Origin of the sequence: Stenotrophomonas bentonitica, from assembly GCF_002887735.1 — a bacterium.
In the GTDB taxonomy this organism is placed as follows: domain Bacteria; phylum Pseudomonadota; class Gammaproteobacteria; order Xanthomonadales; family Xanthomonadaceae; genus Stenotrophomonas; species Stenotrophomonas bentonitica_A.
In genome coordinates this window covers 356,187-371,155 of sequence record NZ_PKQP01000002.1, presented here as the reverse complement: position 1 = coordinate 371,155, position 14,969 = coordinate 356,187, and the positions used below count along the sequence as shown (strand labels likewise).

At 68.2% G+C, this 14,969-nt stretch carries 17 protein-coding genes; 2 read left to right on the top strand and 15 right to left on the bottom strand.

What is annotated here, in order from left to right; all coding sequences use genetic code 11:
• Positions 1-4: 4 nt before the first annotated feature.
• The 3 genes from C0R07_RS06070 to hisS form a co-directional block, all read right to left on the bottom strand.
• Positions 5-325 (bottom strand): YerC/YecD family TrpR-related protein, encoded by a 321-nt coding sequence (locus C0R07_RS06070; RefSeq protein ID WP_070472979.1) that lies wholly within the window; start codon positions 323-325, stop codon positions 5-7.
• 170 nt (positions 326-495) lie between these two features.
• Positions 496-774 (bottom strand): hypothetical protein, encoded by a 279-nt coding sequence (locus tag C0R07_RS06065; protein WP_254427787.1) that lies wholly within the window; start codon positions 772-774, stop codon positions 496-498.
• Positions 775-785: 11 nt separating this feature from the next.
• Complete coding sequence (gene hisS / locus C0R07_RS06060) at positions 786-2,183, bottom strand: histidine--tRNA ligase (RefSeq protein WP_070472985.1); 1,398 nt, start codon at positions 2,181-2,183, stop codon at positions 786-788.
• Between the two features lie 141 nt (positions 2,184-2,324).
• On the opposite strand from hisS, the gene C0R07_RS06055 reads away from it, so the two are divergent.
• Complete coding sequence (locus C0R07_RS06055) at positions 2,325-3,086, top strand: Crp/Fnr family transcriptional regulator (RefSeq protein ID WP_070472989.1); 762 nt, start codon at positions 2,325-2,327, stop codon at positions 3,084-3,086.
• 7 nt (positions 3,087-3,093) lie between these two features.
• Here the strand turns inward: C0R07_RS06055 and thrC are convergent, their stop codons facing one another.
• The 5 genes from thrC to C0R07_RS06030 all read right to left on the bottom strand — a co-directional run bounded on the left by thrC (position 3,094) and on the right by C0R07_RS06030 (position 9,920).
• The gene (gene thrC / locus C0R07_RS06050; RefSeq protein WP_102788408.1) at positions 3,094-4,386 is read right to left on the bottom strand and encodes a threonine synthase; all 1,293 of its coding nucleotides are present in this window, start codon (positions 4,384-4,386) and stop codon (positions 3,094-3,096) included.
• A gap of 31 nt (positions 4,387-4,417) precedes the next feature.
• Positions 4,418-5,350, bottom strand: coding sequence for a homoserine kinase (locus C0R07_RS06045; protein WP_102788407.1), 933 nt, complete (start codon positions 5,348-5,350; stop codon positions 4,418-4,420).
• Complete coding sequence (thrA, locus tag C0R07_RS06040) at positions 5,347-7,869, bottom strand: bifunctional aspartate kinase/homoserine dehydrogenase I (RefSeq protein WP_167390327.1); 2,523 nt, start codon at positions 7,867-7,869, stop codon at positions 5,347-5,349. Before thrA ends, C0R07_RS06045 begins: the two co-directional genes overlap by 4 nt.
• Before the next feature lie 347 nt (positions 7,870-8,216).
• On the bottom strand, positions 8,217-9,164 hold the full coding sequence (locus C0R07_RS06035) for a DMT family transporter (protein WP_102788405.1): 948 nt from the start codon (positions 9,162-9,164) through the stop codon (positions 8,217-8,219).
• 66 nt (positions 9,165-9,230) lie between these two features.
• Positions 9,231-9,920 carry a helix-turn-helix domain-containing protein gene (locus C0R07_RS06030; RefSeq protein ID WP_102788404.1) on the bottom strand — a complete coding sequence of 230 codons (690 nt, stop codon included), beginning with the start codon at positions 9,918-9,920 and terminating at the stop codon, positions 9,231-9,233.
• Between the two features lie 90 nt (positions 9,921-10,010).
• Here C0R07_RS06030 and C0R07_RS06025 point away from each other — a divergent pair, with 90 nt between their 5' ends.
• Complete coding sequence (locus tag C0R07_RS06025; RefSeq protein WP_070427258.1) at positions 10,011-10,499, top strand: GNAT family N-acetyltransferase; 489 nt, start codon at positions 10,011-10,013, stop codon at positions 10,497-10,499.
• 57 nt (positions 10,500-10,556) lie between these two features.
• Here the strand turns inward: C0R07_RS06025 and C0R07_RS06020 are convergent, their stop codons facing one another.
• From C0R07_RS06020 to C0R07_RS05990, 7 genes are all read right to left on the bottom strand, one after another.
• Positions 10,557-10,844, bottom strand: coding sequence for a hypothetical protein (locus C0R07_RS06020; protein ID WP_046272599.1), 288 nt, complete (start codon positions 10,842-10,844; stop codon positions 10,557-10,559).
• Positions 10,845-11,044: 200 nt separating this feature from the next.
• Positions 11,045-11,494 (bottom strand): PA2169 family four-helix-bundle protein, encoded by a 450-nt coding sequence (locus tag C0R07_RS06015; RefSeq protein WP_102788403.1) that lies wholly within the window; start codon positions 11,492-11,494, stop codon positions 11,045-11,047.
• Between the two features lie 169 nt (positions 11,495-11,663).
• On the bottom strand, positions 11,664-11,933 hold the full coding sequence (locus C0R07_RS06010) for a PQ-loop domain-containing transporter (RefSeq protein ID WP_019183021.1): 270 nt from the start codon (positions 11,931-11,933) through the stop codon (positions 11,664-11,666).
• The gene (locus C0R07_RS06005) at positions 11,933-12,649 is read right to left on the bottom strand and encodes a glycosyltransferase (RefSeq protein ID WP_019183022.1); all 717 of its coding nucleotides are present in this window, start codon (positions 12,647-12,649) and stop codon (positions 11,933-11,935) included. Before C0R07_RS06005 ends, C0R07_RS06010 begins: the two co-directional genes overlap by 1 nt.
• Complete coding sequence (locus C0R07_RS06000) at positions 12,646-13,233, bottom strand: class I SAM-dependent DNA methyltransferase (protein ID WP_070473012.1); 588 nt, start codon at positions 13,231-13,233, stop codon at positions 12,646-12,648. The genes C0R07_RS06005 and C0R07_RS06000 overlap by 4 nt, the downstream gene beginning before the upstream one ends.
• Positions 13,230-13,979, bottom strand: a complete 750-nt coding sequence (locus tag C0R07_RS05995) for a PIG-L deacetylase family protein (RefSeq protein ID WP_102788402.1) — start codon at positions 13,977-13,979, stop codon at positions 13,230-13,232. The genes C0R07_RS06000 and C0R07_RS05995 overlap by 4 nt, the downstream gene beginning before the upstream one ends.
• On the bottom strand, positions 13,976-14,968 hold the full coding sequence (locus C0R07_RS05990) for an acyl-CoA/acyl-ACP dehydrogenase (RefSeq protein ID WP_102788401.1): 993 nt from the start codon (positions 14,966-14,968) through the stop codon (positions 13,976-13,978). Before C0R07_RS05990 ends, C0R07_RS05995 begins: the two co-directional genes overlap by 4 nt.
• Between the last annotated feature and the right edge of the window lies 1 nt (position 14,969).

The following is a 14,969-nucleotide window of genomic DNA, read 5'->3' as shown; positions in this document are numbered from 1 at the left end:
GTCTCTACTCGGATTCGGGGGAGGACGGCGTGGCGGCAATGGCGGCGGCATAGCCGCCGTGGCCATGCTCCAGCGAACGCGCCACGCGCCCGGTGGTGGTCACGCTGACGCCGGTCAGTTCGTGGATTTCGCGATACGGCACGCCCTGCTGCAGCAGCGGCACCACCTTCCAGCGGTCCGACAGCGCCTCCAGCTCGGCCGGGGTGCACAGGTCGCGCAGGAATGCGGTGACCTGTTCGGCGCTGGACAGCGCGGCGAAGGCCGCAGCCAGGCAGGCCAGATCGGCCTGGGCATCTTTTTCTCGGGGGGCGGGGCGTAGTTTCATCGTATCAATGTAATAGCGTGCTATTACATTAGCGCAAACGAAGCTCCAGGGTCAAACCGGGTGGATGCTCGGATCAGGTTGGTTCAGGGGCGGGAACGAAAAACGCCCGCGGAGCGGGCGTTTGTTTTGGGTATCGGGCGTTCAACGGCGTACCGACCAACGGTCGGTACCTACCGGCACGTTACCTCGGCGCGGAGGGCGCCGCTGCGCAGGCACTCGCCGAACAGGCTGCCCTGGCGGCTCGGGATGGAATGGATGGTTTCCAGCTCCCCTGCCCCGTCCGGGCACTTTTTCCCGGCCAATCCGCGCAGGTCACGCTGCAGCTGCTCCCGGTCGATCACGTGGCAGCGGTCGACCGTCAGCCGGTACTGGCCCGGACCGATCCGCTGGCCATGCAGCGCAGGATCGGTCCGGCACGCGGTCAGCAGGAGCAGCAGCGTTGCCGCCACCCCCAGCCGCCTCACGGCATGACCTTGGCCTGCTCCAGTTCCACCTGCAGGGTGCTGGCCAGTTCCTCGCGCGAGACCTCGAACTGCTGCTCGCGCAGCAGATCCTTGACCGCGACCACGCCACGCGCCAGCTCGTCGTCACCGGCCAGCACGACGAAACGAATACCGGCCTTGGCCGCGTACTGGAACTGCTTGCCGATCTTCTTCGGCTCCATCTGCACTTCGGCGTTGATGCCACCGGCGCGCAGGCGGCGGGCGATATCCAGCGACTGCGGCAGGCTGGCGTCGTCCATCAGCGCCACCAGCGCGTGCACGCTGCTGTCTTCGATCCCGGCGATCAGGCCGGCTTCGCGCAGCTGCCAGAACAGACGGGTCAGGCCGATGGAAATGCCCACGCCCGGCAGCTTGGACTTGCTGTAGTGGCTGGCCAGGTCTTCGTAACGGCCACCGGAGCAGATCGAGCCGATCTGCGGGTGGTCGGTCAGGGTGGTTTCGTACACGGTGCCGGTGTAGTAATCCAGGCCGCGCGCGATGGAGAAATTCAGGCAGTACGCGGTTTCCGGCACGCCCAGCGCCTTGACCAGCTCCAGCACTTCGCGCAGTTCGGCCACGCCCACCTTCAGCGTCTCGCTGGCAGCCGGATCGGCCAGCAGCGCGTCCAGCTGGGCCAACGCGTCGGCGTGGCCGCTGGAGCGGACCGCCACGAAGGCCAGGATCCGCTCGACCTGCTCGGCCGGGATCTCAAAGCCTTCGCCCACCAGCGTCTCGCGCACGTAGTCGGGGCCGCGCTTGTCCAGCTTGTCCACTTCGCGCAGCACCGCCAGCTGGCGCTCGCCATCAGCCACGCCCAGGCTTTCAAAGAAGCCGCGCAGCAGCTTGCGGTTGTTGAGCTGGATACTAAAGGCGCCGATGCTGAGCTCGGCGAAGACCGCATGGATCACCGCCAGGACTTCGGCGTCATAGCGGATGCTCAGCGCGTCCTTGCCGATCACATCGATGTCGCACTGGTAGAACTCGCGGAAGCGACCGCGCTGGGCACGCTCGCCGCGGTACACGCGCTGCATCTGGTAACGACGGAACGGGAAGGTCAGGTCGTGCTCGTGCTCGGCCACGTAGCGGGCCAGCGGCACGGTCAGGTCGAAGCGCAGGGCCAGCTCGGGCAGCGTTTTGTCGCCGGCTTCGGCCGCGTTTGCCAATGCGCCGGTGGACTGCACGAAATACACCTGGCGCTCGGTTTCACCGCCGGACTTGGTCAACAGCACATCGGACAGCTCGAACACCGGGGTTTCCACCGGCAGGAACCCGAACCGCTCGTAGTTGCGGCGGATGACGTCCAGCATGCGCTGGAACGCGATCTGCTCGCGCGGCAGCAATTCCATGATGCCGGGCGGCGTACGGGGCTTGATCACTTGCGGGACTCCTGCGGAAACGGGGGGATGAGCGAGCGGCATATTCTAGCCGCAGCCAGCGCAACGAGCCGCATCCGGGCATCGGGACCGGGCCAATGGCGGCATGACGTATCATAGGCAGGTCCCGCTTGCTGACCTGACATGACCCGGCCCCACTCCGGTACCGCGCTTTCCGCTGTTGAAGACACCGCCGCCCCCGGTTGCTCGCCGCTGCGCGACTGCCTGCATTGCTCGGTACGGCACCTGGCGGTCTGCTCGGCGCTGTCGCCGGATGAAGTGCAGGCGCTGGAGCGGGTCACCGTGTCCCAGGCACTGCCGCTGGGGTCCACCCTGGCCCGTGCGGGTGAGCCACGCCAACATGTCTATACGATTACGGCCGGTGCGCTGCGCCTGGTCCGCACGCTGGCCGATGGCCGCCGCCAGATCAGCGGTTTCGTGCTGCCCGGCGACTTCCTGGGCTTGAGCGGCAGCGATCACCACCGCTATGACATCGAGGCCATCGCCGACAGCCGGGTCTGCCGCGTGGCCCTGCCGCAGATGAAGGACCTGCGCTCGCGCTTCCCGCACCTGGAGCGCAAGCTGCTGCAACGCGCCTGCCAGGAGCTGGATGCCGCGCAGGATGCCGCCATGGCGCTGGGCCGGCTGCAGCCGGCCGAGAAGGTCGCCGATTTCCTGCTGCGCCTGGCCGCGCGCGAAGCGCTGCTCGGTGAGCCGGGCCTGCGCGTGACCCTGCCGATGGGCCGCGGCGACATCGCCGACCATCTCGGCCTGACCATGGAAACCGTCAGCCGCACCTTCACCAAGCTGCGCCAGCAGGGCCTGATCGCCCTGCCCCATCTGAACACCGTCGAGATCCTGGACGAAGCCGGCCTGCAGAAGCTGTCGGCGGACGAGTCGTACTGACCCCGCCTCACCCGCGTAACAGCACCTCACGCAGCGCCCCATACTCCGGTGCGCACGCTTCGGCCTGCGCGGGCCGCTCCAGCAGCGCGGCCAAGGCCGGCGGCACGTCCAGCACCTGCCCGATCAACGGCTCCACCACCGATTCGAACTTGGCCGGGTGCGCAGTCGCCGCCACCGCCCAATGCCCCTGTGCGCCCGCGGCCCGCAGGTGCTCCAGGCGCGCCACCGCCGTCGCCGTATGCGGGCAGAACACCTCGCCATGCAGGTCATGGCGCCGCTTGATCACTTCGCGGATCGCCGCATCATCCACGGCCTCGGCCGTGAACGCGCCCCGCAGTGCCACGTCATCGTCGTTGTAGAGCCAGCGCAGCCGCTCGAAATTGCTGGGCGCCCCCACGTCCATCGCGTTGGCAATCGTCGCCACGCTGGTTTGTGCCTGGTAGGCCTCGCCATGGAAATAGCGCGGCAACACCTCATTGGCATTGGTCGCCAGCGCGATCTGCCCCAGCGGCAGGCCCATCGCCCGCGCCAGGATCGCCGCCATCGCATTGCCCAGGTTGCCGGTCGGAATCACCAGATTGAGCACGTGGCCGGTCTGCGCCTGATGCACCAGGGCCGCATGGGCGTAATAGCTCATCTGCGGCAGCCAGCGACCCAGGCTGATGCTGTTGGCCGAGCTCAACGGCACTGCGTTCTGCAGCTCGCGATCGCCCAGCGCCTGTTTCACCATCGCCTGGCAATCGTCGAACGACCCGGCGACGCGCAGTGTGTGGATGTTGTCGCCGAAGCACCCCAGCTGATGCGCCTGGCGCGGCGAGACGCGGCCATCCGGGTACAGCACCACGACGCGGATCCCCGGCTGCCGATGAAAGGCCGCGGCAACGGCCGCCCCGGTATCGCCCGAGGTCGCCACCACGATCGTCAGCGGACGCTCACGGCCCTGCTGCAGGCGGGCAAGACACGCCGCGAGGAAGCGCGCACCGAAATCCTTGAACGCCGCCGTCGGGCCATGGAACAACTCCAGCACATGATCATCAGCGGTCGCCAGGGGGCGCAGTGGCGCATCGAAATCGAAGGCCTGCTCGCACAGTTCGGGCAGTGCTCTCTCCAGGGCATCGTCATGGAAATACGGGGCCAGTACCGCCGCAGCGGTCTGTGCGAAGGAACCCTGCGCTGACCAGCTCTGCAGTTGCGGGCGGTGTTCGGGAACGTACAGACCACCATCCGGGGCAAGGCCGGCCGCGAGCGCCTGGCTGAGCGAGGCGGCGGGCGCGGCGTGACGCGTGGAAACGAACTTCATCGGATATCCCAAAGTAGAAAGAGTGGACGTGTCACAGCACGCGCGCGGCGGGCGCATTCAAGGGTGACACCCAGCCTTGGCTGTCGAAGCCCGCGTCCGCGAACGCCTGCTGGACTGCCGCCTGCGCGGCAAGCGCGGCATCGCGCTGCTCGAACCAGGCAAACACGCTCGGCCCCGCACCGGAGATGCTGGCGCCCATCGCCCCGGCATTCAACGCAGCATCGCGGGCCGCCGCAAACCCGGCGATCAGACCGGCCCGACGCGGCTCGACCAGCACGTCACGCAGGCCGGCACGGACCAGTGCGGCATCGGAGGTGAAGCAGCCACTGAGCACCAGTGCCAGGTTCGCGCTCTGCGCGACGAACTCGCTCAGCGCGTAGTGCCCTTGCAGTGCAGCGCGTGCGCGGCGGGTCTCCAGCACCGCATCCGGATGCACCAGCAGGCTGTGCCACGCCGCCGGGACCGGCACCGGCACCAGGCGGTCGGCCGTGCTCAGTACCAGCCCGCCCAGCAGCATCGGCCCGAGGTTGTCGCCGTGGCGGCCGCCACTGGCCACCGCCTCGCCAGTCAACGCGAACGGATACAGCGCTTCGCGCGACAACGGCTGCGGCAACAGCGCATTGGCCGCGACCAGCGCGGCCACACACGACGCAGCCGAACCGCCCATGCCCGAGCCCAGCGCGATGCCCTTGTCGATCTCCACCTCGAAGCCGAAGGGCAGATCCAGCGCGGCACGCAGCGCAATCAACGCCGCACCGGCGGTGTTGTCCTCGGCCACCCGTGGCAGATCCACCGTGGTGCCGCGGATCGCGTGGATGCGAACCCCGGGCTCGTCGATCCGGCGGACCGTGACCGTATCGCCAACGCCTTCGATCGCGTGGCCAAGAATATCGAACCCTACCCCCACGTTGCCGACCGAGGCCGGTGCGAACGCGCGGGCTTCAACGCTGCTGCCGTCACTCACAGGCGTGCTCCTTCGCCCACCGCCACGCGCAGCACATCGGCGAACACGCCCGCGGCGGTCACCTCCGGCCCGGCACCCGGGCCCTGCACCACCAGCGGGTTATCGCAGTAGCGGCGCGTGGTGAACTGCACCACGTTGTCGGTCAGGCGCAGGTTGGCGAAGGCATGCCCCGCCGGCAGCGCGACGAGTCCTACTTCAGCGCCGTCCGGGGTCAGGCGTGCCACGTAGCGCAGTACCGCGCCCCCGGCCCTGGCGACGGCCAGCCGCTCGGCAAACACCGCATCGATCTGCGGCAGGCCGGCCATGAAATCCTCCACGCTGGCCTGGCGCAGCGCTTCGGGCACCAGGCTCTCCACGCGCACCTGCTCCAGGCTGAGCTCACGGCCCGCCTCACGCGCCAGGATCACCAGCTTGCGCGCGACATCCACGCCGGAGAGATCATCGCGCGGGTCCGGTTCGGTGTAGCCCATGCCACGCGCCTGGCTGACCAGATCGGAGAATGGCACCTGGCCGTCGTATTTGTTGAACAGCCACGCCAGCGTGCCGGAGAAGATGCCGTCGATCGCCAGCACCTCATCGCCGGTATCGACCAGGTCGCGCAGCGTGGTGATGACCGGCAGCCCTGCCCCCACCGTGGCCTCGTAACGGAAGCGCGCGCCACTGCCGGCGGCCGCCTCGCGGATCGCGTGATAGCGCTCCAGCGGACCGGCGCCGGCCTGTTTGTTCGGGGTGACCACGTGGATGCCCGCGGCCAGCCAGCCGGCATAGCGGTCGGCCACATCGGCGCTGCCACTGCAATCGATGATCAGCGCGTGCGGCAGGTGGGCAGAGAGCAGATGCTCGGTGAACGCCTCCAGGTCACTCGGCTGCGCCGGGCCGGACAGCGCCGCGCGCCAGTCGCCCTTCAAGCCCCGTTCGTCCAGCACCATGCGGCTGCGCGAGGCCACCGCACGCAGGCGCAGATCCACATTCGCGCGGCCCAACAGCTGCACCTGGGCGGCCTGCAACTGATCCAGCAGGGCCGCCCCCACGTTGCCCGGGCCGATCACACCGACCGAGAACGTCTGCGGCGACAGCCAGAAGCCGGCATGCGCCGCACGCAGGGCCTTGGTCGCATGGCGGCTGTCCACCGCCACGGAGATGTTGCGCTCGGACGAGCCCTGCGCGATCGCCAGGATGTTCACCTGCGCGCGGCCCAGCGACTCGAACAGGCGCGCAGCCACGCCGGGCTGCCCGGCCATGCCGTCACCCACCGCCGCCAGCACGCTTACGTTGTCGGTCAGCTGCACGCGCTGCACCTGGCCCAGGCTCAACTCATGCGCGAACGCCTGCAGCAGCGACTCACGCGCACGTACCGCCTCGGCCTGTTTCACCACGCAGCAGATCGAATGCTCGGAGGAGCCCTGCGAGATCATCACCACCGACACATGCGCATTGCGCAGCGCCGCGAAGACGCGCTCGGCGGTGCCGGGCACGCCGATCAGGCCGGTGCCTTCCAGGTTGATCACGGCCAGGTCCGGGCTCAGGGTCAGCCCCTTGATCGGACCGGACGCGGTGCGCTCGGCGGTGATGCGCGTGCCTGGATGATCCGGGTGGAAGGTGTTGCGGATGATGATCGGCAGGCCACGCTCGATCGCCGGCGACATCGTCTGCGGGTGCACTACTTTGGCGCCGAAGTAGGCCAGCTCGCAGGCTTCGTCGTAACTCAGCGCCTCCAGCTGGACCGCCTCGGGCACCACCCGCGGGTCGGCCGAGAGCACGCCGTCCACATCGGTCCAGATGTGCAGCTCGTCGGCATTGAACAAGGCGGCGAAGATCGCGCCGGAATAGTCGCTGCCGTTGCGGCCCAGCGTGGTGATGCGGTCCTGGCGGTCGCGGGCGACGAAGCCGGTAGCCACGATGCGCGATTGCGGGTGCTGCAGCCGCCATTGCGCAAGGCGTTCAGCGCTGCGCACCCAATCCACGTCCACCCCCAGTTCGCCGCGCTCGATCACCAGCACATCGCGCGCATCCAGCACGGCGCAGTCTTCGCCAAGCGTCTGCAGGTACTTGCCCAGCAACTGAGCCGAGTACACCTCGCCTATGCCCTGCACACGGTCCAGCACTTCGGTGGGCAGGCCACCGATCACCGCCAGCGCGCCCAGCACCTCGGCCAGCTGATCGAAGCGCTGGTCCAGCCATTCCACCGTTGCCCCGGCGTGTTCGCCCAGCAACGCCACTGCGGCGCCACGGTGGCGGGCACGCAGCGCATGCCAATGCTCGCGCCAGGCCGACCCGTCTTCGGCCGCCAGCGTGGCCACGCCGATCAACGCATCGGTGACGCCCTTCATCGCCGATACCACGGTGACCTGCATCGCCTCGTCACGCGCCAGCAGCAGCTGCGCCACGTGACGATAGCGCTCGGCATCGGCGACCGAGGTGCCGCCGAACTTGTGGACGACGGTCGCCACCCCGGCACGCGAGGCGACGGAGACGGCAGGCTGGGCGGAGGGTGGAGCGGAAGCGGCGACAGAAGACATGCTGACCTCGATGCGAGGCCCCGCGGCATATCAGGCTTGAGAGTTTCCCCCGCCACCTGATCTGGGTGCGGGGCCGTGGTTTTCGGAAATTACGCGAAGACGACGGGCCGCACCGGGCGAGTGGTGGCGGTGGTAATGATGGTGGTACCGGTCGACACGGTCTGCCCGCCCGCGGAGGCGGGAAGGAGCAGCTGGACGTGGGCGGCGGTGATGACCATGGGCCAAGAAAACTACGCCGCCGCCCCGCTTGTCAAGTGCTGCGCTGCAAAAGATCGCGGCATGTAAACCGCCGCGATCGTCGGCCAAACAGTTGCGATTGTGACCATCCAGATACAGCAAGGGCTGCCCTATCCCACATGCTCGGCGACCGCGGCAGGCGGTCGATGCGCATGCGCGCACATCAGCACGCCGGTGATCAGGCAGACGATGGCCACGGTTTCCATCAGGGTCGGCCACCGCTGCTGCCAGGCAAACCCGTACAGCAGCGCGAACAGCGTTTCGAACACGATCATCTGGCCGGTCAGGGTCAGCGGAAGGTGGCGGCTGGCACGGTTCCAGCAGGCGTTGCCGAGCACCGACGCGACCACCGCCACGCCCGCACTGATCAGCCAGAAGTTCAGCCACGCGCCGGGCGCATGCACCGTGGTGCTGGTCAGGAAGGCGCTGGGCACCAGCACCAGGGCGAGGCCGCCGGTGGTGATGCCGGTCAGCAGCGACCAATCGTGCCCGGACAGGTCCGGCCGGCGCGCCAGCCAGCGGCTGTTGCCGATCGAGTACATCGCCCAGGACAGCAGCGCGCCGATCGCGCACAGCAGGCCCAGCAGGCGGCGCCCGGCAGAGCCCTGTGCATGCTCGGCCATCAAGGCCTCATAGCCCACCAGCGCCACGCCAAGCAGGCACAGCAGCAGCGCCGGCGCCAACCGCCGCAGTGGCACGGCGCCCTCCTCGCGCACGCCGGCCAGGGTCACCACCACCGGGATCAACCCCACGATCAGTGATGCGGCCGCGCCGCCGGCCCACTGCACAGCGTTGGCCAGCAGCAGGAAGTACACCAGGTTGCCGGCCAGGCTCAGCCACAGCAGGCCGCGCCACTCGGGCCAGGCCAGCCGGTCCTTGAGCTGCCGCCGACGCGGTGCCAGCAGCACCACGGCAATCAGGCCGTACACCAGGTAGCGGCCGGCCGAGAGCTGCACCGCATTGAAGCTGTGCAGCATCGCCGGGGCCAGGAACACCACGCCCCACAGCGCGCCGGCGGCGATGCCGTTGGCGATGCCCACTCCCATCGATCGATTCATTACGGCTCACGCATGTGCATTGGCCGCGCAGTGTAGAAGCCGCGCCCGGCGGCGTCTTGACCCAGGCTACTGCCGCCGGAAGGCCTGCGGGGTCAGCCCGGTCTCCCGCCGCAGGGCGCGGGTCAGCGCGCTGTGCTCGGAGTAGCCGGCATCAAGCGCGATCGTGGCGATGCTGTCGGCACTGGTCAGCAAGCGGTGCTTGGCCCAGCGCAGCCGGCAGGCACTGAGCCAGGCGTGCGGCGGCACGCCGAACTCCTGCACGAACGCTGCATGCAGGCGGCTGCCACTGATGCCGACCAGCGCGGCCATGCGGGCCACGTTCCAGTCCGCGCCAGGGTTGGCGGACAAACGCGTGCACAAGGCATGCAGACGCGCCGCGCTGCCGGCGGGGGCGTACTGCTCCAGCAGTGTGGCCAGCAGCGCATCGCTGCCCTGCGGAAGCGTGCCGGACAGCCCCTGCCGCAATCGCTTCGGCAGGGCCAGCCAACGCTGCCGGCGCAGATGTTCCAGGGTGTCGTCATCGATCAGCCCCGCCGGGCAATCGACGATCAGCATCAGATGCTCGCCATCACCGGTCTGCGCATGCCCCTCGCCGGGCGCCACGAAGGCCCCCTGCAGCACATCCAGCCGGCCGCCGAAGGCGTCGACTTCAAACTCCAGATCACCGCGCAGCGGCAGCACCCATTGCGCAAAGTCATGCCGGTCCACATCGCTGGACGTTCCGTAACACCGCAGGTGGCAGGCGCTGGCAAGCATGGCGATAGTCTGCGCGCGAGGCGAAGGGCGCTGCAAGCCACCGCATCCGCGTACCATGGCGGCCGACCCGTACAACATGGAGCGTTCACCGTGGCCTGCAGCATCGTTCCCCTGAGTGACCGCCCCGACCTGCTACCCGTGCTCGCCCAGTGGTATTTCCAGGAGTGGGGAAGCCACGTACCGGGCCTGACCCTGCTCGATGAGCAGCAGCGGCTGGAAGTCTTCCTGCAGGACGACGAATTGCCCCTGCTGCTGATCGCCCTGGACGACGGGGTCCCGGTCGCCGCGGCGCAGCTCAAGTTCCATGAACGTACCGAACGCCCCGAACGCCTGCACTGGCTGGGGGGCGTCTACGTGCATCCGGCGCACCGCGGGCGCGGCCTCGCCGAGAAGGTCATCAGGGAATTGCTGGCACGCGGCCGTGCGCTCGGGGTACGAGATGTCTACCTGCAGACCGAAGCCGATGATGGCGGGCTGTATCGCCGCTTGGGCTGGGCACCGCTGGAATCGCTGCAGCATGCCGCCGGCATGCCGGTCCGGATCATGGTGCGCAGCGTCGCCGCCGACCGCATCGACTGAACGCGCGGCTGCGGCATCCCGGTGGGGTAGTGAATCAATGCGTGGCCGATGAACGCGTCAGCGGAAGCGCACCGGCTGCGGCGCCGGACGGTCGGCCAGCGAGCCGAGCGTAAAAGTGTACCCGGCCTCCTCCAGCAGCTTGCGCATGCGCAGCTCGGCGCGCTTTGGGTAGGCGAGCGAGGTGGGGGCATGCAGCGCGTAGGAGGTCGATTTCCCGGGCAGCGTTTCGCGGGTCACCGAAGACTGATTGGTCTCGCACGCGTTGGCCCACAGGTCCATCAGCACCTTCGGGCCGATGGATTGATTGTTGCTGAGACGAAGCGTCAGCCAACGCATGTGTTCCATGACAAATCCAAGCGGCTCTTTGTCCCGAGTATGCACCAATTCCCCTGCTACCGTTCGAGGCTGTCCGGTGCGCTGGCGGCCACCGGCGGTGTCGGGCAAAAACGAACAGCCCCGGCAGGGCTGGGGCTGTTCGGGTACCGCTTCAGGAAGCGGGCCACTGGCGACCGTGGGGAATCACCAGCGCACCGCCTGCCTGAAACTCAGTGCTTCATGGCGTGCTTGCGGTCGCGCATCACGGCATGGCATTCCTGCACCTGCGGCAGCAGACGCTGGACTTCCTGGCGCGCGGCCGGCGAGGTGTCGGCGTCGGTCAGGGTGTCCTTGAACGCCTTCAGCAGGCGATCTTCGGACTCTTCCAGCTCGGCCACGTAGCCGTACTGCTTGTCGCCCAGCGTGGCGCGCACCTTGCCGTAGAACTGCTGCATGGAACCGACGACGGTGCCATGGTCGGCCGGCTTTCCGCCAGCGGCGACAACGGTGGCGCTCAGCGAGCGGACGATCTCATTCTTGACACCGGCGATACGGGTGAAGAGCGCCGCCAACTCGGCATCTTCGACCTTGCCTGCGGCCTCGGTGTAGAACTCCTGGCCATCGCGGGCGATTTCGATCAGGTCGTTCAAGTTATGCGCGGTCTTCGATTCGGTATTCACTGCGATCTACTCCTGTTGGTCCGGTTTGACCCGTGTGTTGTTGTCGGGGTGAGTCGACTTTTCCGCATTGGCCATGAAGTCGGCGTGACACTGAAATGCGAGTGTTCAGCGAGCTCAACGCACTGCGCGATGAATGTGCACGGCGCGTCGTCGAGGCGCGAAATGCGTGTTACTTCCCTGCCCGCCTGCGCTTGATCCAGGACAGACATTGCCCGGCAATGGCGGTGAGCAGAATCAGGGAATTGGTCACGACGAAGACGACCGATCCGGTTGCCGCGCTGTAGGCGATGAACAACACCGAGGCCGTAATCTGACCGACGAACAACCACGTCGATACCGCTTCGGGATCGTCGGCCGTCCACTGCTTCCAGATCTGCCGCCACAACGTGGCGATCAGCACGGCCGTCGCCGCCCAGCCGAGCAGGTCAATGGTTTCCATCAACGCGCCAGCAACGACAGCGGCGCCGCGTCGCCCACCGCAACCTCGTCCGTCGCCAGGCCCACGCGCTGTTCCAGCCGACGCAGGAACTCGCTGAAACCATGCGGTGCACGGGCATGCCGACGTGCGCTGGTCATCACCCGTGGGCTGGCCAGCCGCGCCACCTGCATGCCTGCACCGTGCATCGCCTGGATCAGCGCGACGTCCTCACCGGTCGCCAGTGGCGCAAAACCGCCGCATTGCCGATACGCCACCGCGCTGAAGCCCATGTTCGCGCCGTGGACGTGCGGATGCCCGTCCACCGCATGCTCGCCCTGCAGGAACTGCTCGCGCACGGCCTGCGGATAGTCCAGCCAGTCACCCACGGCCACCACGCCACAGAACGCGCTCGCACCGCATTGCAGCTGGCGTGCAAGCCAGTCCGGCGGGACCACGCTGTCGGCATCGGTGCAGCCGATCCAGCGGGCGCCCAAGGCCAGGGCGCGCTCGCTCGCCGCCGCGCGCGCGACGCCGACACAGCCGGCATCCACCGTGATCACCTCTACTCCAAAGCGCTCGCAGATCCACCCGGTGGCGTCGCTGCAACGATCCAGCGCCACCACGATAACCACCTGCTCGTCGCGCAGGGCGGGATGCAGCGCAGCCACCTTGAGCGACTGCAGGCAGGCTGCGATCAATTGTTCTTCGTTGTGCGCAGGAAGGGTCACCGCGATCATCGCAGGCCCTCCCGCTCCGCCACCGAGGTGGTATCGGCCGACCAGCCTTCCAGCAGCATGTCCTCGTCACGATAGGAAAACAGCCGTGGCAGGCCGTCATCCAGCTGGGCATGCACGAAGCTGGCGCTGCAGCGTGCCTGCTCGAACGGCACACGCCAATGACAGGCGATCACCACGCCCTGCGGCGTGAGTGACCGCACCACCTGCGCGGCCGTTCGCTGCATGTCCTCCGGCGACAGGTAGTAGCCCATCTCACCCAGCACAATCAGATCGAAGCACCCCGCCGGCCAGTCCTGCGGATGACGCGCCTGCTCGATGCTGACATGCGCATGGCGCCGCGTCATCGCGCGCGCGGCCAGGACCGCGCCGTCGCTCAGGTCGGTCGCGAGCAGTTGATCGCAGCGCTCGGCCAGGGCGGCGGTAAGCACTCCGTTGGAACAGCCCAGCTCCCAGCCACGGGCGAAGCGCTCCCGCGGCAGGCTGGCCAGGGTGAGCGCGCGCTTGCGCTGCTCATACCAGCGAGTGCGGTACTGGAAGGGATCGTCCTTCTCGTACAGCGCGTTGAAGTAGGCGATATCACTCATCCGATCAGTACCTCGTAGTTCCGTTCGAAGCGCTGCAGCACGGCGGCCGGCAGGATGGGGTCGCAGTCCAGCCCCTCCACCGCGCCGGTCTGGGTCACGAATTGCTGGATGGCGTCGCGCTTGCGGTCCAGCAGGGCGTCATCCAGCGCAACACGCGTGGCCGACGCCCAGGCCGTCGGCGCCGCCTGCGGGTCCAGCCAGTGCCAGCCCCACACGGGATATTCCTTCAGGTCGGCGCCGCACTCATTGCATGCCTGGAGGCACGCACGCGCCACGGCCTCATGGTCCGGATGGCCATCGAACCGCCACGGCGCCAGCACCAGATCGTCCCGCTGAAGCACGGCCGCCAACTGCGCGGCGATCCATGCCTCATTGGCCGTTACTTCGCCATCGCCGATGTGCCAGGAAATCCGCTCAGCACCTGACAAGCCCAGGCAATGGAGCGCGTCATCCAGCTCTGCCGCCCGGGCGGTTCGCAACCGCTCGGGCGACCATGCCGGTTGGTCGGGATAGCAGGCCTCGCCATCAGTCACCGAGACCACCATGACCCGCAGCCCGGACTGGTGTGCCACCGCCATCAGGCCGCCGCAGGCGAGCACTTCATCGTCCGGGTGCGGTGACACCACCACCAGGCGCTGCGCATCGCCGAACAGCGCGGTAGCGGATGCACGCGGCAGCGTCTGCAGCCAGGACGATGCCGCCCATTGGGCTTCGGTGACGCCGCCGCCTTCAATCTGTCGATTCACAGCGTCCACGTGCGTCCCTCGCGATGCATCAGGTTGCCGAGGTGCTGCCAATCGCGGTCGGCGTGGCTCTGGCGGATGAAGACCGTCAGGTCGGCCCAGCGCCGGGCGTGTGCCGGGTCCATGCACATCGGCCCTGGCCCCAGCGCCCTGCCTACACGGTCCAGAGTCAGCGAGGCAGCCCGCTCCACCGCGCTGCGTGCCCGCACGATCTCGCGCTGATGCGGCAGCCCGGGTTGTGCATCGATCAACGCGGCCAGCTCGCGCAGCAATGACGCACAGGGCGAGAGCGCCAGATCGATTTCGCCGAGCAGGCCGGATGCCGTACCCGGCTCATCGGCCCGTGCGCTGCGCAGCAATGGCTCGGCCAACGCACTGGCGCCACCGAACCAGCACGCCGCGATGCCTGCGCCGCCGTGCCAGAAACCTGGTCGCTGCAGATAGGCATCCGCCGCCCCGACCTCCACGGCTGGCACGTGGTCAAAGCGCGCCGTGCCACTGGGAACGCGCCCCATGCCCGTGGCCTGCCACGTCTGTGGCAGGAAGCTCACATTGGCGCGGCGCACGGGCACCAGGAACAGACGCGAGCGACCGTCATCGCGCACCGTCACAAGGGCATGGTCGACCCAGCCGGCGCCGGAGCACCACGGCTTGTCACCGGACAGCGTGCCGCTGGCGCGATCAAAGCGCAGGGTCGCGGCCGGCCCTTCGGCCGCCCATACCGCGCCCAGCCGATCGTGGTCCGGCATCGCGGCGCCCAGTTCTTCCAGGATCGCCTGCGCGTCATAGTGCGCTTCAAGCACTTTGGCCAGACAAATATCGCGGGCGGCGATATGCGCCAGCGCCTGCCAGCGCACCAACGTATCGCCGCTGCCGGGACGCGGCAGCGACGGCTGGTGCTCGATCCACGCGCGGGCCTGGGCCTGCAGGTCATCGCCATCGGTCACCGGTTGCGGATGCTCCGGCGGCACAAGAGAAGCCACGGCATTCATA

Bases quoted from the DNA above. Each gene is read 5' to 3' on its own strand.
- C0R07_RS06070 (WP_070472979.1), bottom strand. From the start codon at position 325: ATGAAACTACGCCCCGCCCCCCGAGAAAAAGATGCCCAGGCCGATCTG.
- C0R07_RS06055 (WP_070472989.1), top strand. From the start codon at position 2,325: ATGACCCGGCCCCACTCCGGTACCGCGCTTTCCGCTGTTGAAGACACC.
- thrC (WP_102788408.1), bottom strand. From the start codon at position 4,386: ATGAAGTTCGTTTCCACGCGTCACGCCGCGCCCGCCGCCTCGCTCAGC.
- thrA (WP_167390327.1), bottom strand. From the start codon at position 7,869: ATGTCTTCTGTCGCCGCTTCCGCTCCACCCTCCGCCCAGCCTGCCGTC.
- C0R07_RS06035 (WP_102788405.1), bottom strand. From the start codon at position 9,164: ATGAATCGATCGATGGGAGTGGGCATCGCCAACGGCATCGCCGCCGGC.
- C0R07_RS06030 (WP_102788404.1), bottom strand. From the start codon at position 9,920: ATGCTTGCCAGCGCCTGCCACCTGCGGTGTTACGGAACGTCCAGCGAT.
- C0R07_RS06020 (WP_046272599.1), bottom strand. From the start codon at position 10,844: ATGGAACACATGCGTTGGCTGACGCTTCGTCTCAGCAACAATCAATCC.
- C0R07_RS06010 (WP_019183021.1), bottom strand. From the start codon at position 11,933: ATGGAAACCATTGACCTGCTCGGCTGGGCGGCGACGGCCGTGCTGATC.
- C0R07_RS06005 (WP_019183022.1), bottom strand. From the start codon at position 12,649: ATGATCGCGGTGACCCTTCCTGCGCACAACGAAGAACAATTGATCGCA.
- C0R07_RS06000 (WP_070473012.1), bottom strand. From the start codon at position 13,233: ATGAGTGATATCGCCTACTTCAACGCGCTGTACGAGAAGGACGATCCC.
- C0R07_RS05990 (WP_102788401.1), bottom strand. From the start codon at position 14,968: ATGAATGCCGTGGCTTCTCTTGTGCCGCCGGAGCATCCGCAACCGGTG.